This is a genomic window from Caballeronia sp. Sq4a, assembly GCF_023170545.1.
Classification (GTDB): domain Bacteria; phylum Pseudomonadota; class Gammaproteobacteria; order Burkholderiales; family Burkholderiaceae; genus Caballeronia.
On record NZ_CP084252.1, the window covers coordinates 132,998 to 154,132 of the forward strand.

Here is a 21,135-nt window from a genome sequence, read left to right on the forward strand (position 1 = left end):
CACAGGCAGGAGACGCCATGCACATCACGCTCGCAGTCCGGACGTATCAGGGCGAGCCGCCGCACACGCCGGGTACGCCGCTCGTCTGCCGATTCGACGCTGCGGGCGGGACCATCGGCCGCGGTCCGGGCAACACGATGGTGCTGCCCGATGCGGCGAAGACCGTCTCGCGTGTGCAGGCGCGCATCGACTGGACGGGCGAGGGCTGGCGGTTCGTGGATCTCGGTAGCAATCCGAGCCGGCTGAATGGCCGCGTGCTCGCAAGTGGTCAGACGGCGCGTCTTGCGAGGGGCGATTGCATCGAAGCGGGGGCGTACCGGCTGGAGGTGTCGTCGCTGGATGATGACGCGCAAGCGTTCGATGCACCCTTAGGCGTCGTCGATCAAGCGCATGTCGCGGGGGCGGGCGGTCGTCGGGTGAATGGGCGCGGGCTGGAGCCGGCGTTCGCACTAGGTGCGCGGGCTAACGATGGTGTCGTGGCGGCTCGTAAGTCTGCGGCGAACGGTTCGATTGGCGACATCGCGCACGAGCCGGGCTCTGCGGCTCGCAGTGCGTTCGCTAAAGAGCCGTTCGTCGCACCGATGAGTGATTCGCTGGCTGCCAACGCTCGGGTCGCGACGCGGACCGTCGACGAACGCGTGGTGCCCGGAACGGCGAGTGATACACAAGCCGCGGCGCGCGCACCGCTTGCCGACGACGACAATGCGCCGTGGCATGCATCGGGCGACGATTCGCGCTTGCGTTCAGGTGGTGCTCCGGCGCATGCGTTCGCAGGCAGCGGCATCGCGGAATCGCATGCCTTTTCCGACGACCCGCTCGCACGGGCAGCGGTACTGTTCGCGGCCCCGCTGCCGACTGCGCATTTCGATCCGCTGGGCGGCCCGCTTCCCGATCTTTGCACGCCGCCGCGCGCCGATGGCCGCGCGCCGTTTGCGGGCTCCGCCAGCGATCATGTCCCGCCCGAGCAGTTCGCGTATGCGCCGGGTCCGGTTCCGTTCGCCGGGCTCAACGGCGGCATTCCGCTCGACTACGATCCGCTCGACGATGTGGCGTTTGCCGCAGGAGCGTCGGCAGCCGCGCGCGCCGTCGAAAGAGATGCCGCCGCGACGCGCCCGGCCGGCGCCGAGAACATCGACGCGAGCCCGCAGACATGGGCGGCAAGCAGTCCGCTGTCTACCGCAGCGCAGAGTGCCGCCACGAACGCTCTCTTCGACACGGCCCCGAGCGCCAACGCCATCGCAACATCGCATCCCCGTGCGCAAGCAATCGCCGACGCCGCGGTGCAATCCGCGGCGGCCGAGAGGGACGACGCGAACCCGCCCGCCGACCTCACCCTCGCCGCGCTCCTCGACGGCCTGAACGTCGACGCGAGCGTCCTGCGCGGCCGCGCTGCGCCCGAGTTCGCGCGCATCGCCGGATCGATGCTGCGCACCGCGATACGCGGCACGGTGAACGTCATGCTCTCGCGCTCGGTGATGAAGCGCGGCATGGGCGTCGATACGACGATGCTCGTGCCGCGCGGCAACAACCCGCTCAAGTTCTTTCCCGATGGCGACAGCGCGCTCGCACACATGCTGCGCGGCGCGGGCGCGGGCTATCTCGCGGGCGATGACGCACTCGAAGGCGCATTCGACGACATCCGCCGCCACGAGCTCGCCGTCCTCGCGGGCATGCGCGCCGCCATGCAGCATCTGCTGCGCCGCTTCGACCCCGATGTCATCGCAGGCGAAGGAGCGTCGCGCGGCTGGCTCGACTGGCTGCCCGGCCGCCGCAAGGCGCAGCAGTGGGACCGCCTCGTCGCGCTGCATCGCGAACTCATGCGCGCGAGCGCCGACGACCTCGCGGCGCTGTGCGGCAACGCCTTCTACGACGCCTACGAGCGGCACGCGGACGGGTCGCCCGAACGCGCGCCGCACGCTTCCTCACACGCATAGCGAGATCGACGATGTCCGCCAACAACAAGGTGATCTGGTCCGAAGGCATGCTGCTCCAGCCGCAGCATCTGCAACAGCACGACCGCTATGTGCGCGCCCAGCTCGACGCGCGCTGCGCGGCGCTGCGTCCCTACGCGTACGGCTTTTCGGAACTGGCCGTCGATGCCGAGCAACTGAAGCTCGGCCGTATCGTGCTCACGTCCTGCGCGGGCGTGCTGCCCGACGGCACGCCGTTTCGCCTGCCCGCCGACGACGACCTGCCTGTGCCGCTCGCCGTCCCCGAGGACGCGCGCGATCTGACCGTCGTGCTGGCGCTGCCCGTCGCGCGTCAGGGCGTGCCCGAGGCGACGTACGGCGGCGAGACGGCGGCCGGATCGGGGCGCGAGGGCTTCGCGCGGCATCGCATCGCGGAAACGGAAGTGCTCGACAGCAACGAGGGCGCAACGGGCGCGGCGCTCGTGCAAGTCGGCAAGCTGCAACTGCGCCTCGCGTTCGAACAGGACGTGGCGCACGCGCATAGCGCGCTCGGCGTCGCGCGCATTGTCGAGCGCCGCGCGGACAACAGCATCGTGCTCGACGCGGCCTACATTCCGCCGTGCCTCGACTATCGCGTATCGCGCCGCCTGTGCGCGTTCGTCGATGAACTCGTCGGCCTCATGCATCAGCGCGCCGATGCGCTCGCCGCCCGCCTCGCGCAGCCGGCCGCCACGGGCGCGGCGGAGATCGCGGACTTCCTGCTGCTTCAAGTGCTCAATCGCGCGGAGCCGCTCTTCGCGGCGCTCGCGTCGACGACCGGCCTGCATCCGCACGACCTGCATCACCACGCGCTGCAACTGGCGGGCGAACTGGCGACCTTCACCGCGCCGGGCAAGCGGCCGGCGCCGTTTCCAGTCTATCGGCACGAGCGGCTCGATGCCGTCTTCACGCCGCTTATCGATGCATTGCGCGCCGCGCTCAGCGCCGTGATGGACCCGCATGCGGTGCCTATCGAGCTGGAGGAGCGCAAATATGGGCTGCGCGTCGCCATCGTGCCGGACCGCGATCTGTTTCGGAGTGCGAACTTCGTGCTCGCGGTCAAGGCCGATCTCGCGCCCGCCGCGCTTCTCAACGGCTTCGCGCAGCAGGCGAAGCTCGGGCCGGTCGAGCGCATTCGCGATCTCGTCAATCTTCAGTTGCCCGGCATCGGCTTGCGGGCCTTGCCGGTCGCGCCGCGACAGTTGCCGTTTCACGCGGGCTTCACGTATTTCGAACTGGACCGCGGCAGCGACCTGTGGAAGCAGTTCGCGGGATCGGCCGGTGTCGCGCTGCACGTCGCGGGCGACTTTCCCGGCCTCGAACTGGAATTCTGGGCGATACGCCCATGAACGAGCACGCCGCTGATCTCTCCGATGCCCCGAAGGAACCGACCGTGAATGCGCGAACCTTGCCCGATGCCGGCTTCGATCCGGACGAAACCATCCTGATTCCGCAGCCGGGCGGTCGGCGTGTCGCGCCGGCCGATGATCGGTTGCAGACAGCGCCGCGTGCCGAACCATCCGCGCTCCTCGTCGCGACCGGCCTGAACCCGCTCGTCCGCGCGGCCGGTCCGCTCTTGGAACTCGCGGTGCCGTTGCGCACGCGGCACGCGATGGCGGATATCGAAGCCCTGCGCGCGGAACTCGTCCGCATGGTCCACCAGTTCGAACGCGATGCGCGCGCAAGCGGTATCGACACCGAACGGCTCGCGGCGGCGCGCTATTGCCTGTGCACCTGCATCGACGAAGCCATTTCCGGCACGCCATGGGGCAGCGGCGTGTGGGGCAGCCGCAGCCTGCTCGTGACGTTCCACAACGAAGCGTCCGGCGGCGAGCGCTTCTTCCTGATTCTGCGGACACTCGCGCAGGACCCGTCGCGCAACATCGACGTGCTCGAACTGTTGTATGTGATTCTTTCGCTGGGGTTGGAAGGCCGTTATCGGCTAATCGACGGCGGCCGCAATCAGCTCGAATCGGTCCGCGAGCGGCTCGCGCGCATGATCCGCGCGGAGCGTGGCGCGTTCGAAGCCGAACTGTCGCCGCACTGGCGCCCTGTGGAGCGCGCCCGGCCGCCGCTCGTGCAGCGCGTGCCGCTGTGGGTGTACGTGGCGCTCGCCGGCGTCGTGGCCGCCGCCACGCATGTCGCGCTGGCGGTCGGCCTCAACCGCACATCGGACCCGCTCTTCGACGCGATGAACCGCATTCGCGTCGCGGCGCCGCAGACTCCGCCAGTGGTCGCTGCCGCGCCGATGCGCGCCGCCGCCGCGTCGCTCTCGACGTTCCTCGCGCCCGAGATCCGGCAAGGGCTCGTCAGCGTGCGCGAGGGCGCGGACCGTTCCATCGTCACGATCAACGGCGACAACCTGTTCGCATCCGGCAGCGCGACGCTCGACCCCGCGTACGAAGCGCTGATCGCCCGCATCGCGGATGCGCTCAGGAGCGTGCCGGGCAAGGTCGTCGTGACCGGGCACACCGACGATCAGCGGCTCTTGTCCACGCGCTATCCGTCCAACTGGCACTTGTCACAGGCGCGCGCCGAGAGCGTGCAGGCGATGCTCGTCGCGATCACCGGCACGCCCGCGCGCTTCACCGCCGAAGGCCGCGGCGACGCCGAACCGCTCGCGCCCAACGACACGCCCGCGGGCCGCGCGAAGAACCGCCGCGTCGAGATCACGTTGCTGGCGCCGGGTGCGTCGTCGTGATGCGCGCATCGACCGTTCAGAATCAGGAGACACCGATGAAGAAGATCGCAGGTTCGATGAAAACGCCGCAATGGATCACGCTTGCGGGCGTGGCCGCGCTCCTCGTGTTCGTCTGGTTCGAGGGGCCGCTTTTCGCGTATGCCGGACGCGCGCCGCTGGAGACGCAGAAGAGCCGTTTCATTGCGATGGCCGCGATCGCCGCGGCGTGCGTCATCGCATGGGGAGCGCGGCTCGCGGCGGCGCGCTACATGAACCGGCGGTTCCTGAGCGGTGTCGGGGGCGAGAGCGGCGGCGAGCAGGCGCAGCCGGCGTCGACCGGAGAGCTCGCCGTGCTGCGCGAGCGGTTCGACGAAGCGCTCGCGACGCTGCGGCAAGCGCGCATGAAAGGCGCGAACGGCCGGCAATGGCTCTATCAACTGCCGTGGTACATGTTCATCGGCGCGCCGGGCACGGGCAAGACCACGGCGCTTTCGCACTCGGGCCTGCGCTTTCCGCTGCGCGACAAGCTGGGCGGCGACGCCATCGGCGGGATCGGCGGAACGCGGCATTGCGACTGGTGGTTCACGGACGACGCCGTGCTCCTCGATACGGCAGGCCGCTTCACCACGCAGGACAGCGACCCGCAAGCGGACCAATCCGCGTGGACCGGCTTTCTGCAACTGCTGCGCAAGTACCGGCCGCGCCGGCCGCTCAACGGCGTGATCGTCACGCTGTCGGCGGCGGATCTCATCCGTCAGGACGATGCCGAGCGCGACGCGCACGTTCGCGCCATCCGGAGCCGCCTGAAGGAACTGAACGAGCGACTCGGCATGCGCTTTCCGGTCTATGTCGTGGTCACGAAATGCGATCTCGTCGCGGGTTTCACCGAGTTCTTCGACGACCTCGGCGAGCAAGAGCGCGCGCAAGTGTGGGGCATCACGTTTCCGCTCGACGAAAACGGCACATCGGCGGGCGCGCAGCAATCGCTCGCCGCCTTCGCCGCCGAGTTCGATGCGCTCGGGGCGCGGCTGCGCGCACGCGTGATCGAGCGCATGCAGCGCGAGACGGACACGGCGCGGCGCTCGCGCATTCACGGCTTCCCGCAGCAGTTCGCGGGACTGGAGCCGGCACTCGCGCGCTTTCTCGGCGATACGTTCCACGGTACGCGCTTCGAGGCGTCGCCGCTTTTGCGCGGCGTTTATTTCACGAGCGGCACGCAGCACGGCCGGCCCATCGACCGGGCGATCAGCGCGCTCGCGCAGTCGCTCGGGGGAAGGCGCGACGCCGCTTCGGCGCGCGACGCCTCCGGCCGCGCGTATTTCATCGAACGGCTGCTGAAGGACGTGGTATTCGCGGAAGCCGGTCTCGCGGGCGTAAACGCGCGGCTCGAACGGCGTCGCGCGTGGCTGCGGCGCGGCGCGCTCGCGATCGTCGGCGTGTCGCTCGCGCTGGCGCTGGCGGGCATGGCGGTGAGCTATCAGCGCAACCGCGCGTTCGTCGCGGAGTTCGCGCGGCAGACGGAGCACGTCCGGCAACTGGCGCGCGATGCGAACGCGAGCAGCGACCCGCTCGCCGCGCTGCCCCTGCTCGACGCGGCGCGAGCCCTGCCCGGCGGCTACGCGGATGCCAGCAAGCCGGTTCCCTGGCTCACGCGGCTCTGGCTGTATCAGGGCGACAAGCTCGGACAGGAAGCGCGCGTGACCTATCGCCGGCTGCTCGATCAGACCTTGCTGCCGCTCGTCGTCGGCAAGCTGACGCTCGAATTGCGCGACAGCGGCAACGGCAACGGCAACGGCAACGGCAACGGCAACGACGCGCCGGGCGCAGCCGAGTATCGCTACGACGCGTTGCGCACGTATCTGATGCTCGGCGACCCGCGTCACTACGACGCGAACGCCGTGCGCGCGCACATGCTGGCCGCGCTTTCGCGCAACGCGGATGCCGGGCAAAAAAGCGCGCTCGATACGCATCTCGCCGCGCTCTTCGACAAGGCGCGCTTCGACCCGTCGCTGCCGCTCGACGAGGCGCTCGTCAAGGATGCGCGCGCCCGTCTCACCGAACTGCCGTTGTCGCAGCGCGTCGGCAATCGCGTGGATCGCGAACTGGCGCAGGCGAATCTCGCGGCGTTCAGCGCGAGCGCCGCCGCCGGGCCGAAAGCGCCGCTTTTGCTGCAACGGGCGAGCGGGGCGTCGCTGACCGGCGGCGTCGCGGGCGCCTACACGCGGGCGGGCTACGCGGCTTATCGGCGCGTGCGAGACACCGCGCTCGCCGATGTCGCGGGCGACGCCTGGGTGCTCGGGCGGGACGATCTGCCGCAGACCGCCGACGGCGTCGCGACGTTGCGCGCGGCGCTCGACCAGCGTTATTTCGACGCGTATATCCGCGCATGGGACGCCCTGCTGGACGACATGACACCGACGCCCGCCGCGAGTCTCGCGGACAGCGCGCGCATCGCCAACGAACTGTCCGCCCCGGATTCGCCGCTCGCCCGGCTCGTCGTCGCGGCGGCGCGGGAAACGACGCTTGGCGGCGCGGCTTCGGCAACCGCCGTCGATGACCACTTCGACGCGCTGCATCGGCTGGCGGGCAAGCCGGGCGATGCCGCTGCGCTGGAGCGCGCGTTCGCGCCGCTGAAAGACGCCGCCGTCTATCTCGACGCCGCCGACGCCGCGCGCCGGCTGGGGCAAGCCGCGCCCCCCGGCGATGCGCTCGGCAAGCTGCGGCTCGCCGGCCAGACGAGCGCCGCGCCGCTGACGGGCGTGGTGGCGTCGGTCGCGGCGGCGGGCGCGTCGCTCGTCGAGGGCGGCGAGCGCGCGCGTCTCGTTGCGCAATGGAACGCGGGCGTCGGGCCGCTTTGCCACAAGGCGCTCGACGGCCGGTATCCGCTGGTGCGCGCGTCCACCCGCGACGCCGCCGCCGATGATTTCGCCAGGCTCTTTGCGCCGGGCGGCCTCATCGACGACTTCTTTCAGAAGAACCTCGCCGCGCTCGTCGATACGAGCAAGCCGGTCTGGCAATGGCGCGCGGGCGCGACGCCGGCTGGTTTGCTGCGTGATGCGCTGGCGCAGTTCCAGCGCGCGGCGCAGATCCGCGATGCGTTCTTCGGCGACCGCAGCAGCACTGTCGCCATGCGTTTTCGCGTGAAGGCGCTCGCGCTGGATGCGTCCGTCGCGCGCGTGAATCTGGATATCGACGGACAGCAGTTCGCCGTCGGCGCCGATGGCGCGCAGTCGGCGCTGCTTCAATGGCCGGGCAACAAAAGCACGGGCCGCGCGAGCGCCCAGTTCGATCCGGCTGCGGGCGACGCGTCGTTTCAGGCGAGCGGTCCGTGGGCGCTGCTTCATCTGCTCGATGCAGGCAGGCTCGACGCGACGCGCGAACCGGACCGTTATACGCTGACGCTGCAAGCTGCCGGGCGCAAGGCCGTGCTCGAGCTGGATGCGGCGAGCGTCGTCAATCCGTTCCGGCGCGCGCCGCTCGAACAGTTCCGCTGTCCGGACCTGCTGTGATGCGCGCGCCGGGCACGGCCGGATGCTTCGGCAAATTGCGCTGCAACGGCGACTTCGTGACGCGGCGTCTTCCGTCATCGTTCGTCGAGCCGTGGGACGTCATGCTGCAAGCGGGCCTGCTCGCGAGCCGCGACGCGCTCGGTTCCGCGTGGCTCGATGCTTATCTGACCGCGCCGCTCTGGAGCTTCGCGCTGGGCGGCGCGGTGCTCGGCAGCGTGGCGTGGGCGGGCGTGCTGATGCCGAGCGTCGATCGCGCGGGCCGGCATTTTCCGTTGACGATCGCCGCGCCCATTGCCGCCGATGCCTGTGCGGACTGGATGCCGCATTCCGGTGGCTGGTTTGCCCGATGCCGCGAACTGGCGCTCTCCACGCTGATGCCGCACGCGAGTCTCGCCGATTTCGACGCGGGGTTGAGCGCGCTTTCGGATGCGAGCGGCAAGGGCGAAGCGCCGCCGAGGATGGCGGGGACACACGGTGTATTGGCATGGTGGCAAGAGGGCGAGGTGCGCGAGGCGGCCGGTCTGCCCGACGCTGTTTTCGTTGCCGCTTTGTTCGACGGCCGTGCTTTTTGATCGCCATTCGGGCAGGCCGTCACAGGGTCGCGTGGTCCGCGCGGCCTGCGTGCGGCCAGTTTGAATGGCACTTTCCACGCAGATGCCGGACACGCGTCTTTCCGGTTTCCACGCGGGTTGATCGCGCGTGCGACGCCGCTGCGGTTGGCGGGTACAAACGGCATGTGCGTGCGGTACGCGGTCTGCCCGCCGCCGCTCTCGTCGCTCCGCACTATTCGACGGCGGCGCAGTCTAGCCGCCATCCGCGCAGGCGAGCGCACGGTAGCCTTCTGCGTGCAGCATGCGGCCGACTAGTTCGACTGGCACTTTCCACGCTGTTGCGGGACACGCGTCTCTTGGGTCTCGACGCGGCGTTGGTCGCGCTTTCGGATGTGTGCGACGCCGCCGCGCTTGGCGGGTGCAAAGGACATGTGCGTGCGGTCCGCGCTCTGCCCGACGCCGCTTTCGTCGCCCCGCACTATTCGACGGCGGCACCGTCTATCTGCCATCCGCGCAGGCGATTGCACGGTAGCTTTCTGCGTGCAGCATGCGGCTTACTAATTCGACTGCACTTTCGACGCTGTTGCGGGACACGCGTCTCTCGGGTCTCGACGCGGCGTTGGTCGCGCTTTCGGATGCGTGCGACGCCGCCGCGCTTGGCAGGCGCAAAGAGCATGTGCGTTCGGTACGCGGTCTGCCCGACGCGGCTTTTGTCGCCGCGCTATTCGACGGCGGCGCATTCTAGCCGCCATCCGCGCAGGCGATCGCACGGTGCTGCATGCAGCCGGCCAGTTTGAATGGCACTTTCCGCGCAGATTACCAAACGCGCGTCTCGCCCCATGCGATGCGTCGTTGTTTGCGTTGCTGACGCGCCGCCTCTTTCATCACTTCATCCCAAGACCGCCGCGCTTCCTAGCCACCATCCACGCAAGCGATCACCGCGGTCACGTTGTCCTTGCCGCCCGCATCGCATGCAAGCTCGACGAGACGCCGGCATGCCGCATCCGCGTGCTCGGGCTGCATCTGCGCGAGCACGCGCGCGATCTCGTCATGCGAGACTTCGCCGTGCAAACCGTCGCTGCACAGCAAAAAGCGGTCGCCAGGGCGCGCGGCGTGCGCGCTGATGTCCGGCGTGATCGACGGCTCCGGGCCGAGCGCCTGCAACAGCAAGTTGCGCGGCGGCAGATGCTCGAAGTCGCCGGTTTCGAGCGCGTGCTGCAAAAGCGTCTGGTCGCGCGTCAGTTGCGCGAGCGCGCCGTCGCGGCAGCGATATAGCCGGCTGTCGCCGACATGAAACGCAAAGAAAACAGAAGCGGCGCGCGGCAGCCAGATGCCCGTGACGGTCGTGCCCATCGACCGATGCGTGCCGATACCCTCGCGCACATTGATGGCGTAGAGCGTCGCGTTTGCGTCGTCGAGCGCGGCCGTAAGCACGCGCGTGGCATTGAGCGATGCGTCGAGCACCGTGGCGTCGGGATCGGCGTCGCGCGAGGCATCGGACGCAATCGCCGCGATGTCATCGACCGCGAGCGCCAACGATGCAGCGATGCGCTCCAGCGCAAGCGCGCTAGCCCGCGCGCCGAACGCGTGTCCGCCCATGCCGTCCGCGACGGCGATGAGACGCGCGCGCGGATCGATCACGAAACGGTCCTGATTCTCGCGGCGCACGCGGCCCGCGTCGCTGACGCCGGACGCGCGGCAGCCGGCGAGACGCACCGGCGTGGAGGTGGGCGATGGCTTGCGGTTCATGCGGCAGTCTTCCGGTGTCGCGTCAGAACAAACCGACGTCGCGCGAGAAAAGCTCACGGTCTCGCGGATTCGAGATGGCGGCCGCGAGCCTTGCGTGCAGCGCGCCGATGTCCTGCACGCGCGCCGCTTCCCGTTTCGCAAGGATGAGCGCGATGGGGCCGAGATAGACGGCGAGCTTGCGCGCGGAGGCCTGCACGTCCTCCGGAGCAAGCGAACTCTGCGCGTGGCCGGAACGCGAAGCGGACATCGAAGCGTCGCCTGCGAACGCCGCGATGAACTGCGCCCGCGCTTTCTCCGACGGAATGCTCGGCGCGACCAGCGTGACGAGCGCGGCAAGGTCGGTCGCGCGCTGCGCGCAGCGCCGCACGAGCAGTCGGGCGACGGGGCCGATTTGCGCGGCGAGACACGCTTCCATTTGCGCGAGCGTGCCGTCGGGCCATTGCGTGAGCGAAGGGAAAGAATCGCATTGTGACGATGGCGCACGTGAAGCTGCTCGCGCTTCGAGCACCGTGCAATCGTCGTCGCGGCGCGCCGCCGTGCCGGCCGCTTCGCGCAGCGCCTCGGCGAGCGCGGCTGCGGTCGGATAACGCGCCTCGCGTTCCTTGCTCAGCGCGCGCATGAGCACCGCGTCGAGGGCGGGCGGCAGGGCGGGGTTGCAGGAGGACGGCAACGGCGGCGTGTCGTGCATGACCTGCTGCATGACCGCGGCCTGCGATGCGCCCGCGAACGCGCGCTGTCCGGTCAACATCTGATACAGGACGACCGCCGCCGAGAACAGATCCGAGCGGGCGTCGATGGCATCGCCCGAAAACTGCTCCGGCGACATATAGCCCGGCGTGCCGATCATGGCGCCGACCATCGTCAATGACGACGACTCGACATGCGCGATGCCGAAGTCCGTCACCTTGAGCCGGCCTTGCCGGTCGATCAGCAGATTGGCCGGCTTGATATCGCGATGAATGACGCCGCGTTCGTGCGCGAAGCCGAGCGCCGCGAGTAGTTGCGCGAACCAGTCGAGCGCGGTCGCGAGATCCGGTACGCGGCCGCCTTCGAGCACGCTCTTCAGGCTGCGGCCGCTCACGAGTTCCATCACGATGTACGCGGTATCGGCGGCTTGGCCGAAGTCGTAGACCCCGACGATATGCGGATGCGCGAGCCGTCCCGCCGCCTGCGCTTCGTTGCGAAAGCGCGCGATGAGGCTCGCGCTTTCGCCATTCGCGAGCAGTTCGCGCCGAACCGTCTTGATCGCGACGTGGCGCTCGATATCCGGATCGAACGCGCGATAGACGATACCCATCGCGCCCGCGCCGAGCGTCTCGCCGACGCGGTACTTGCCGAGCGAAGTCACGCGTGGTTCGGTAGTCGCCGTCATGGTTCGCTACGCCTCGATCATGCGGAACGCCTCGACGAGGCTCGTCTTCATGCGCGCGAACGATGCCGCGAGCGAAGCGATCTCGTCGCGGCCGCCTTCGTTGAACGTGGCGTCGTCGAGTTCGCCGAGGCTCGCCTGATCGGCGGCACGCGAGAGCGCACGGATGCGGCGCGTCACGAGCAGATGCACCATTGCGTTGAGCGCGAGCAGAAGCAGCGCGAACACGCCGAGCAGCGAGGCGAGGAAGGTGCGCAGCAACGCATCGCTGCGCGCGACGGGCAAAGCCATCGGCACCGATACGAAGTCCGCGCCGATCACCTCGTGCATCGCCCAGTTGAAGCCGTTGTCGGGGCCGTATTTGTCGATGAGCGTGCGCGGCGCGCGCGACGGCACGCTGTGGCATTCCATGCACGCGGCGTCGGTAATGCGGTTGGGGCGCGCGATGTAGAGCGCCTTGCCCGACGGCGTATCGCGCAGTCGGACGATTTCCTTCAGTTCCGGCTTGTCGTGCAGATGACGAATGACGTCCGTTTCCCAATCGGATGCGCGGTCGCGCGGGTTCGTCGGGTTCAGCATGGTCGAGCGATACGAATAGCCGGACAAGTGCTTTTCCAGCGCCATCAGCGTTTCGACGGCGGAGAACGCCGGCACGGATTGCGGCACGAAACCGTACTTGAGCTGCGTCTGAAGCAGCGGCGTGACCTGCGTGGCCGTGTAGTTCTGCGACGCGCCCGCCGCTTCCATGAGCACGCGCGCGTTCTGCACGGTTTCATCGATAGCGGCGCGGCGCAGCAATGCCCGCGCGGCAAGACCAGCGGATGCGAAGCCGATCACGAAGACCGCCAGGAAGACGAGGTTGAATTTGACGGCAAGCGACAGTCTCATGATGGTTCCTCGGATGTGGCTTCGATGGGTGCGTGGATGCGCGCGCGAGGCGGCGCGGACGGCGGGCACAGCACGCGCCGCCATTCGGGGAGTTCGCGCAGGTGCTGCTGCACTTGCGCGCGAAACGGTCGCGCTTGCGCGAGCGGCCTGAAGCGCGCGACGAACGTGCGGCGCAGCGGCAGCGATGCCGTCAGCCAGTCGCCGATGTCCGCGTACGATGCCGTGCGCCCGTCGGCGAGCGCGTCGTCCTTTGCCGCCGTGCGTCGAACGATCGGGCGGAGCGGATCGCGAAACGCCGCGGGCATGGCGGCGATGAACTCGGGCGCGGGGCGCGGTTGCGTCGCCAGCGGCTTGCCGGCGTCGCCCGGCGCGCGCTGCACGTAGCGTTCGCCCGAAACGGGCTGCGGCCGCTCTCCGCGCCCCGTCACCGTCAATACGATGCCGCCGCTTTCGACGAACAGCGATACCGACACCGCGTCCGCATGCACGACAGCGGAGCCGTCGGAGAGCATCGCGCGCCATGCGGTCGTATCGATCGACAACGCGCTCGATGCCAACGCGTGCGTCCGCGTGACCTTGGCCCAGCCGCTCAGCAGCGCAAGCGAGTCCGTCGACGCGGTGGCATCGACGGCGAGGCGCGTATCGGCGGCGAGCGCGGCAAGGGTGCCATCGCCGTATTGAATCTGCGCGCCCGCTTGCGGGCCGGTCGCGAGCAAATCACCCGGCTCCAGCGCCACGGGCGCATTCACGCGATAAACGGTCGTCGCGCGAATCAGCGTGACCGGCCCTTCGGGCGTGAGCGTCGCATGCGCGGCATGCGCAGCCGACGCGGCACAGAGGCACGCCAGCAGCGCGCAGACACGCGGGCATCGCAGGGCAGCGCGAGGGATCATCGTCGTACCTCGTTATGCGTTGAGGAAACCGAGGACGGCCTTGCGGAGCTTCAGGTCCCAGGTCTGTTCCTGCGTGTGGCTGACCGCGAGCTTGAGCAAGCCCTGGATCATCGGGTCCTTCGACTTGAACGTGAAGCCCGAGTCGTCCAGATAGTCGGCGCCCCACACCTTGAGGCTGTCGATGTACCGGCAGCCCGATGCGAAGGCCGCCTCGCTGATGACCGTCTCGTCGTCCTTGAACATCGCGAGAAAGTGCATCTTGTCGCCGCAGATGCCCGAGTTCAGCGTGAGCACGGAGAGCGCCGGTATCGAGACCGCATAGTTCTTGTACCAGCTGTTGAAGGCAACGGGCCGCGTATGCAGCGCATCGCGCTCCATGCGCGCCTGCCAGTGCTTGCGCGCGAGCTCGCAGAACCGTTTGATGCGCCGGATCTCCACCAGCTTCCAGATGGTCTTGGCAAGCGTTTCGACGATGGATACGACGACATCCACGATGGTCGATGCGCCCTGGCTCGCGAACTGCATGCCGAGGCTCGCGCCGCCTTTCACGAGGTCGTACACGCCCGCGCCGATGGACAACTTCATCGCGCGCCGGATGGCTTCGATGATCGTGCCCGGATGCCCGGCAAGCACTTCGACGTCGCGTCCGGCCACCCATTCGCGATACTTGGTAATGCTGCTGTCGACCGTATTGGCGATGCCTTTCGCAATGTCGAGGCCCGCGCCGATGAAGGGCGCGACGCTCGCGAAGAGCTTCGCGCACAGCGTGTCCACGAGCTTGCGCAACAGTCCCGGCATGGTGTCGAGCGCGAAAGCGCCGGGATCGTTGCGAATGTCGGTCACCTTGTTGCGTATCGTCTCCCACAGCTTTTTCGCGGCTTCTTCCACCTTCGCGCGGATCGAGTCGTACAGCCGCCGCGCGGCGCTGCCGAGCGCGGGCAGGCTCACGGTGCCGTTATTCAACTCGTTGGCATCGACGCGCTTCTGGCCCTTGTGCTTCTTGATCTTCTTCCGCACCTGTTCGAGCGCGACGGAAGCGGACTTTTGCACGAGACTGTTATCGAGCACTTCGGCGGCGTGCGATGCCGCGACATTCGATTCAGGCGCGAGCCCGAGACCGGCGTTCGTGACTTCGAACGCGCCGTCGAGCAACACCTGGAACGTGTCGTCCTCGATTTCCATATTGCCGAACAGGTACAGCACGCCTAGCCGCGAATTGATTAGCGCGGGCGTCATGAAATCCATCGCGCCCGCGGCTGCGTCGGTGTCGGCCTGACCGCGTAGCTGCCGGTCGAGAAGCGCGAAGTAGTCCGAATCATTGCGTGAGCTTTCTTTCCAGGCATCGCCGGGTCCGATGGACGCCTTCCAGTTCTCGAAGGCGTTGACGAGTTCGTGGAAGCGATAAGCGGTGTGATTGCGTCCGTAGTGCAGTATCTGCTCGTCGAGGCGCTTGAGCGCCGCGCTGCGAATCTGCAAGCGCGATGACGTTTTGCGCATCCATTTCTCGTAAGAGACGATGTCGGGCAGCCGGGCATAGGAATAAGGCATGAATGGTCTCCCTGCGGTGGAACGAAGCGAACGCTTTCAGCACCAGGTGATCTGATTAAGCTCGACGTAGTGCGTTTCGATCAGGCGGCCGCTGCGGCTGCGCACGTCGACGCGATAGAAGCAGCCGAGGTTGAAGAAGCTCTGATCCATGACATAGATGGCGCGGTGCATGACTGTCTCCGTGTGCGTGCGTTGCGTCTGCGTTCGCTACGAAAACAACGGGCGCGGCTCATTTGTTCCGCGGTGGGCGGGGAGAATATTTGTGAATCAGAGGGAATAGAGGCGCGGGATCGAGTGTTACTTGCGCGTGCGGTCCGGGTCAGGCGAAGACTGGCGGGGCGGCGTAGACAGCCTTGGATGGGGAACGTCGTCTAAAGATCAGACGGAATGTATCCGCCCGGTGACGTTCATCGGCTTGGCGCAGCCATCGGCCACATTGCCAACCACAATGGCGCTATTGAACCCATTGCATTGCCAGTATGACCGCACGGCCGTATCTTCGTCTCCATATCAAGGAGACGCCAATGAAGATCGCTTTTCTCGGGGCGGGCGCACTCGGTTGTGCCATCGGCGCCGCGCTCACCGAAGGGGGCCACGAGACGTGGCTCGTCGATCGTTTCGCGGAACACGTCGAAGCCATGTCGCGCGACGGCCTGCAAGTCGACGATGAGCGCGGCATCCGCCGCGTCAAGGTCCGCGCGACGATGGACCCGGCCGAAGTCGGCGCGGTCGATCTGGTGATCGTGCTGGTCAAGTCGTTCCACACCGATTCGGCGATGCGCGGCGCGCTCGATCTCGTCGGGCCTGGAACGGTCGTGCTATCGCTGCAAAACGGCCTCGGTCACGAAGATGTGCTGAGCGAGATCGTCGGGCGCGAGCGCGTGCTTGCCGGCAAGACATACGTTGGCGGCGTGCTGCGCGCGCCCGGCCATATCCAGTCCGGCGTCACCGGAAAACTCACGATCATCGGAGAGCTCGACGGACAGATGACGAGCCGCGCGAAGGCGATCGCGGACGCGTTCAATAGCGCCGGTCTGACGACCGCCGTCAGCGATAACATCGTCGGCACCATGTGGGACAAGCTGCTGATCAACGTCGCCACCGGCGCGATCACCGGCATCACCGGACTCACCTACGGACAGCTGTACGACGAGCCCCTTCTTAAAGCCACATCGCTTGCGGCCATCGAAGAAGCGATGGCTACGGCGAAAGCCGCGGGCGTTACGCTTTCCATTGCGAGTGCCGAGGACGCCTGGAAGATGGCAGCGGAGGGACTGTCGCCCGCATTCAAGACCTCGATGCTGCAAAGCCTGGAGAAGTCATCGGTCACGGAGATCGACTTTATCAACGGAGCAGTGGTGCGTTGGGGCGAACGCCTCGGCGTGCCCACGCCCGTCAACTCGACGCTGGTCGCTTGCATCAAAGGCATCGAGCGCGCGATGAAGGACCGCCAAACGGAAGGAGCCGCTGCATGAGCGCGCCGAAAGCCTATCTCGAACATGTCGCGATCTGGGTGAAGGACATTCACTGGCATATCCGGTTCTTCGAGCAGGTGCTCGGCATGACCATGCGCGAAGTGGACGGCACTGTGGATGAGCCGCGTCAGTACTGGACCTTCGGCGGCCTGCAGTTCATCAGCGAGCCCCGGTATGAAGGTCCGGAAGGCCGGCTCGCCCATCTCGGCGTGATGTGCGAAGACCTCGATGCCGCACTGCAAGCGGCGCAAGCGTTCGGTGTCAGTGAGATGCCGCAAGGCCGCAACTGGCTACGTCTTCCCGACGGACTCGCTGTCGAACTGATTCAGGCGAAACCGGTAGCGTGCGTCGCGCAGGCGCTGTCGATCAATCCACGCGCGGAGGCATGAGCATGAGCACCATCACCGAAAAGTACTGGGACGACGCGCGCGAAGGCGACGAATGCGTGAGCCCGACGTACACCGTCACGAAAGAGCGCATTCTGGCTTACGCCGATCTCACGGGCGACCATACGCCTGTGCATGTCGATGAAGACTACGCGAACGCGAGCCACTTCGGTTCGATCGTGGCGCACGGGCTCTTCGGCTTGTCGATAGCCGATGGCCTGAAGACGCAAAGTGACTATCGGTTCCTGCCGGGCATGTCGCTCGGTTGGACGTGGGACTTCCTGTTGCCGATCAAGGTCAACGACGTCTTGCATGTCAAGTTTCGCGTCGGCTCGATGCGCGCAAGCAAGAGCAAGCCGCAATGGGGCATCGTCGTATTGCCTTCGGAACTGATCAATCAGGACGGTCACGTCGTCCAGCGCGGGGAGCATCGCCTGATGATTCCGCGCCGTCCGGGAGCGAACTGATGCAAGCACGTCCGTTGGAAGGTATCCGCGTCGTCGATTACAGCCACTTTCTCGCTGGCCCGTATGTCGGCCGATGTCTTGCCGCGCTCGGCGCCGAAGTCATCAAGGTGGAGCGTCCCGGTAGCGGCGACGCAGGACGTCAGCACGCCACGATTCTGGACGATCAGCAAAGCGCCTATTTCCTGCAACTCAACATGGGCAAGCGCGGCGTGAGCGTCAACATGAAGGACCCGCGCGGCAAGGCGTTCATGGAGCGTCTTTGCGATTCGGCCGACGTGTTCATCGAGAACTATCGCCCCGGTGCGCTCGACAAGCTCGGTCTCGGCTACGCTGCGCTGTCAGCGCGCAATCCGGGCCTCGTCTATTGCTCGATCTCCGCATATGGGCATACGGGGCCGGACGCGCATCGCGCAGGCTTCGGTCTCATCGCGGAAGCCAAGAGCGGCATCATGCAGATGATCGGCAACCCGGGCGAGCCGCCGCCGCTCATGCGCATTTCGCTGGGCGACATGTACACAGGCATCCACGCGGTTGCTGCCATCAACGCGGCGCTGCTCGGTCGTGTAAAAAGCGGACGCGGTCAGCACATCGACATGGCGCTGTACGACACGCTGTTTTCGATGCACGAGTACGCCGTGCAGTGTTACACCATGCAGGGCGTCGTTCCCGAGCAGACTGGCCACGATATGCCGACCTCGACGTTGTACGGCGTGTTCCGTGCAGCGGATGGCGACCTCGTGATTGCCGCCCAGGTGGATGATTCGTGGAAGCGGTTCGCCGCGCTCGTCGAAGGTCATGGCGGCCCCGAGGGATTCGGCACGGATACGCGCTTTCACAGCCTGAACGGACGCAACGCAAATCGCGAGGCGATCCTTGCTGTCGTGAAGCCGTGGGTCGCATCCCGGCCTGTTGCCGACGTGTTGGCCTTGCTCGACAGCGTCGATGTTCCGTGCGCGAAGGTTCAGCGCATCGATGAAGTCGTGGCCGATCCGCAGATCGTCGCGCGCGGCATGGTGGTGGAACAGGAGCACCCGCGTCTTGGCAAACTGCGTCTGCCGAATCTGCCGTTCCGTTTTTCCGATTGCGATACGTCGATCGCCGAAGTGGGACCCGACCTTGGACAACACAACGAGGAAGTGGCGCAATCCCTCGGCTTCAGCGCGGCCGAAATCGACGCCCTGCAAACAGACGGCGTGTTGTTCTCGAAGCGGAGCGCGCAATGAGCGACCGGTACGCGGTGATCGGCAACCCGATCGGACACACCAAGTCTCCGCTTATCCACGGTCTGTTCGCGCAAGAGACCGGGCAGGATATAACATACGTCGCTATCGAAGGTCCTCTGAAACCCGAGCACGCCTTCGTCGATACGGTGAGGGAGTTCATCGCTGCGGGCGGCAAGGGCATGAACGTGACTGCACCCTTCAAGCTACAGGCGTTCGCCATGTCAGACGAACGTAGCGAACGGGCCACGCTTGCAGGCGCAGTCAACGCGATGAAGTTCGAGGACGGACGCATCATCGCCGAGAACTTCGATGGCGTTGGATTGGTGAGGGATATCGAAGAGAATCTGCATCAGCCGATGGCGGGCAAACGGGTACTGATTCTCGGAGCCGGCGGCGCGGTGCGCGGCGCATTGCTGCCCTTCATTGCCTCAAGGCCGGGCGAAGTCGTCGTTGCGAACAGGAATGTGGAGAAAGCAGAGGGGCTGGTGGGTCAGGTCATGGCAGGCGACCTACTGCGCGCGTGCGGGTATCACGCCCTCGGATCGATGGGCCAGTTCGATCTGGTCGTCAATGCGACGTCGGCGAGTCTCACCGGGCAACTGCCGCCCGTGCCGTCGAGCGTCTTTAGTCCGACCGGAGGCGCCTACGAACTCGCCTACGGAAAGGGACTCACACCGTTCCTGCGCCTCGCCCGTGATGCCGGCGTTCGAAGCGTCGCCGACGGCGTCGGCATGCTGGTCGAGCAAGCGGCCGAGGCCTTTGCATGGTGGCGTGGCGTTCGCCCGCAGACGCGCGCTGTCATCGATCGTCTGACTGTTCCGCTTACGTGATGCTTTTTAGGGGCGTGGCATATATTCGCAAGGATGCGGGCGATACACGCCGGCCCCGAAACCCACGGAGAGTGACATGGAGAAGACACGCATCGCCGTTGCCGGTGCCGGTTACATCGGTCTCGAACACATTCGCGTGATTCGGGAAAGCACTTCCTGCGTGCTGTCGGCGGTCGTCGATCCCTCGGCAGCCGCGGGCGAGGTCGCGGCCACTGCGGGCGTTCCGCACTACCGGTCGCTCGACGAGCTTATCTCGAAGGACCGCCCCGATGGTGTCGTGCTTGCCACGCCGAATCAATTGCATGTCCCGCACGCGCTGCTGTGCATGCAGGCGGGCTTGCCGATGCTGCTGGAGAAGCCGATTGCTCCGACCGTCGACGAGGCCGAAGCACTCGTTGCCGCCGCCGACCGATACGACGCGTCGGTGCTCATCGGGCATCACCGCGCGCACAGCCCGATCATGACGCGGGCCAGAGAGATCATCGAAAGCGGCGCGCTTGGTCCGCTCGTTGCCGTGATGGGCAGCGCGTTATTCTTCAAGCCCGACCGCTATTTCACAGACGCGCCGTGGCGCAAGGCGCCGGGTGGCGGCCCCATCTTGCTGAATCTGATTCACGAGATCCACAATCTTCGCATGCTCTGCGGCGACATCGTGGCCGTGCAGGCGTTCTCATCGAATGCGACGCGCGAGTTCGAGGTCGAAGATACCGCTGCCATCATCTTGCGTTTCGCGAGCGGCGCACTGGGCACGTTTCTGTTATCCGATACAGCGGCGAGCGCACGAAGCTGGGAGCAGACCTCGCAGGAAAACAAAGCGTATTCGTGGTACTCGGATGAAGATTGCTATGCGATCGCAGGCACGTTCGGATCGTTGTCGATTCCGACCATGCGGCTCAAGACCTACGCGAAAGCGGAGGATCGCTCGTGGTGGAAGCCGTTCGATGTGAGCGTCGCCGACGTGACGCGCGACGATCCGCTCAAGCATCAGATGGAGCATTTCGGGCGAGTCATACGAGGCGAAGCGAGTCCTCTCGTCACCGCGCGCGACGGCTTACAGAACCTTCGAATCACCGATGCGATCGTGACGGCCGCCAGGACGGGATGTGTTGTGGAGACGTCCGTCGCGGCTGCTAAAAACTAGGGCAAAACCATGAAAACGTTTCTGATGCTGCATGGCGTGAATCACAACATGTTCGGCAAGCGCGATCCCGTTCAATACGGAACGGCGACGCTCGCTGACATCGATGCGCAGCTTCACGCGCTGGCCAAAGAACTGGGCGTAACGGTCGAGACTTATCAGACCAACAACGAAGGCGACATGTGCGAGCGAATCCACAAGGCGTTCACCGATCAGGTCGACGGCGTGCTGATCAATGCGGGTGCATGGACGCACTACAGCTACGGCATACGAGACGCGCTCGCGATACTGACCGTGCCTGTCGTCGAGATTCACATGTCGAACATCCATGCGCGGGAAGCGTTTCGCCATCACTCGGTGTTCGCCGAAATCGTGAAAGGGCAGATCTGCGGCTTCGGCATCGACAGCTATTCGCTCGGGCTCCGCACGGTGGTGTCGGCGGCTGCGTGATCGTCGCGGGCATGACGCGCCGCGTTCACG

General features: G+C 66.6%; 19 protein-coding genes. 13 read left to right on the forward strand and 6 right to left on the reverse strand.

Translation table 11 applies throughout. The annotated features are described in order from the left end of the window. Positions 1–17 precede the first annotated feature (17 nt). From tagH to LDZ24_RS20230, 6 genes are all read left to right on the forward strand, one after another. Positions 18–1,934 (forward strand): type VI secretion system-associated FHA domain protein TagH, encoded by a 1,917-nt coding sequence (gene tagH, locus LDZ24_RS20205; RefSeq protein ID WP_248323891.1) that lies wholly within the window; start codon positions 18–20, stop codon positions 1,932–1,934. An 11-nt stretch (positions 1,935–1,945) separates the two neighbouring features. Then, positions 1,946–3,298: a type VI secretion system baseplate subunit TssK gene (gene tssK, locus LDZ24_RS20210; protein ID WP_248323892.1), complete on the forward strand. Its 1,353-nt coding sequence runs from the start codon at positions 1,946–1,948 to the stop codon at positions 3,296–3,298. Next, positions 3,295–4,650 carry a type VI secretion system protein TssL, long form gene (tssL, locus tag LDZ24_RS20215; RefSeq protein WP_248323893.1) on the forward strand — a complete coding sequence of 452 codons (1,356 nt, stop codon included), beginning with the start codon at positions 3,295–3,297 and terminating at the stop codon, positions 4,648–4,650. Before tssK ends, tssL begins: the two co-directional genes overlap by 4 nt. 35 nt (positions 4,651–4,685) lie before the next feature. Continuing rightward, positions 4,686–8,138 carry a type VI secretion system membrane subunit TssM gene (gene tssM, locus LDZ24_RS20220; RefSeq protein WP_248323894.1) on the forward strand — a complete coding sequence of 1,151 codons (3,453 nt, stop codon included), beginning with the start codon at positions 4,686–4,688 and terminating at the stop codon, positions 8,136–8,138. Then, positions 8,138–8,710, forward strand: a complete 573-nt coding sequence (tagF, locus tag LDZ24_RS20225; protein WP_248323895.1) for a type VI secretion system-associated protein TagF — start codon at positions 8,138–8,140, stop codon at positions 8,708–8,710. Before tssM ends, tagF begins: the two co-directional genes overlap by 1 nt. Positions 8,711–9,236: 526 nt before the next feature. After that, entirely contained in the window at positions 9,237–9,434 is a 198-nt protein-coding gene (locus LDZ24_RS20230; RefSeq protein ID WP_248323896.1) for a hypothetical protein, read from the forward strand. Positions 9,435–9,601: 167 nt separating this feature from the next. On the opposite strand, the gene LDZ24_RS20235 is transcribed toward LDZ24_RS20230, so the two are convergent. From LDZ24_RS20235 to LDZ24_RS27995, 6 genes are read right to left on the reverse strand one after another with little or no spacing between them, the layout of a single operon-like run. Continuing rightward, positions 9,602–10,438, reverse strand: a complete 837-nt coding sequence (locus LDZ24_RS20235) for a PP2C family serine/threonine-protein phosphatase (RefSeq protein WP_248323897.1) — start codon at positions 10,436–10,438, stop codon at positions 9,602–9,604. 22 nt (positions 10,439–10,460) lie between these two features. Next, positions 10,461–11,810: a serine/threonine-protein kinase gene (locus LDZ24_RS20240; RefSeq protein ID WP_248323898.1), complete on the reverse strand. Its 1,350-nt coding sequence runs from the start codon at positions 11,808–11,810 to the stop codon at positions 10,461–10,463. A gap of 6 nt (positions 11,811–11,816) precedes the next feature. After that, positions 11,817–12,695 (reverse strand): DUF3365 domain-containing protein, encoded by an 879-nt coding sequence (locus tag LDZ24_RS20245; protein ID WP_248323899.1) that lies wholly within the window; start codon positions 12,693–12,695, stop codon positions 11,817–11,819. Further along, on the reverse strand, positions 12,692–13,588 hold the full coding sequence (locus tag LDZ24_RS20250) for a FecR domain-containing protein (RefSeq protein WP_248323900.1): 897 nt from the start codon (positions 13,586–13,588) through the stop codon (positions 12,692–12,694). The genes LDZ24_RS20245 and LDZ24_RS20250 overlap by 4 nt, the downstream gene beginning before the upstream one ends. Before the next feature lie 12 nt (positions 13,589–13,600). Then, positions 13,601–15,136 (reverse strand): hypothetical protein, encoded by a 1,536-nt coding sequence (locus LDZ24_RS20255; RefSeq protein ID WP_248323901.1) that lies wholly within the window; start codon positions 15,134–15,136, stop codon positions 13,601–13,603. Between the two features lie 36 nt (positions 15,137–15,172). Further along, positions 15,173–15,307, reverse strand: coding sequence for a hypothetical protein (locus tag LDZ24_RS27995; protein ID WP_256465423.1), 135 nt, complete (start codon positions 15,305–15,307; stop codon positions 15,173–15,175). Between the two features lie 353 nt (positions 15,308–15,660). Here LDZ24_RS27995 and LDZ24_RS20260 point away from each other — a divergent pair, with 353 nt between their 5' ends. From LDZ24_RS20260 to aroQ, 7 genes are all read left to right on the forward strand, one after another. Further along, on the forward strand, positions 15,661–16,611 hold the full coding sequence (locus tag LDZ24_RS20260; protein WP_248323902.1) for a ketopantoate reductase family protein: 951 nt from the start codon (positions 15,661–15,663) through the stop codon (positions 16,609–16,611). Beyond that, positions 16,608–17,000: a VOC family protein gene (locus LDZ24_RS20265; protein WP_248323903.1), complete on the forward strand. Its 393-nt coding sequence runs from the start codon at positions 16,608–16,610 to the stop codon at positions 16,998–17,000. Before LDZ24_RS20260 ends, LDZ24_RS20265 begins: the two co-directional genes overlap by 4 nt. 2 nt (positions 17,001–17,002) lie before the next feature. After that, positions 17,003–17,464, forward strand: a complete 462-nt coding sequence (locus LDZ24_RS20270) for a MaoC family dehydratase (RefSeq protein WP_206470018.1) — start codon at positions 17,003–17,005, stop codon at positions 17,462–17,464. Then, the gene (locus LDZ24_RS20275; protein ID WP_248323904.1) at positions 17,464–18,687 is read left to right on the forward strand and encodes a CaiB/BaiF CoA-transferase family protein; all 1,224 of its coding nucleotides are present in this window, start codon (positions 17,464–17,466) and stop codon (positions 18,685–18,687) included. Before LDZ24_RS20270 ends, LDZ24_RS20275 begins: the two co-directional genes overlap by 1 nt. Continuing rightward, positions 18,684–19,517 (forward strand): shikimate dehydrogenase, encoded by an 834-nt coding sequence (aroE, locus tag LDZ24_RS20280; protein ID WP_248323905.1) that lies wholly within the window; start codon positions 18,684–18,686, stop codon positions 19,515–19,517. The genes LDZ24_RS20275 and aroE overlap by 4 nt, the downstream gene beginning before the upstream one ends. Before the next feature lie 76 nt (positions 19,518–19,593). After that, entirely contained in the window at positions 19,594–20,658 is a 1,065-nt protein-coding gene (locus LDZ24_RS20285; protein WP_248323906.1) for a Gfo/Idh/MocA family protein, read from the forward strand. Positions 20,659–20,667: 9 nt separating this feature from the next. After that, the gene (gene aroQ / locus LDZ24_RS20290) at positions 20,668–21,105 is read left to right on the forward strand and encodes a type II 3-dehydroquinate dehydratase (RefSeq protein ID WP_248323907.1); all 438 of its coding nucleotides are present in this window, start codon (positions 20,668–20,670) and stop codon (positions 21,103–21,105) included. The last annotated feature ends 30 nt before the right edge of the window (positions 21,106–21,135 follow it).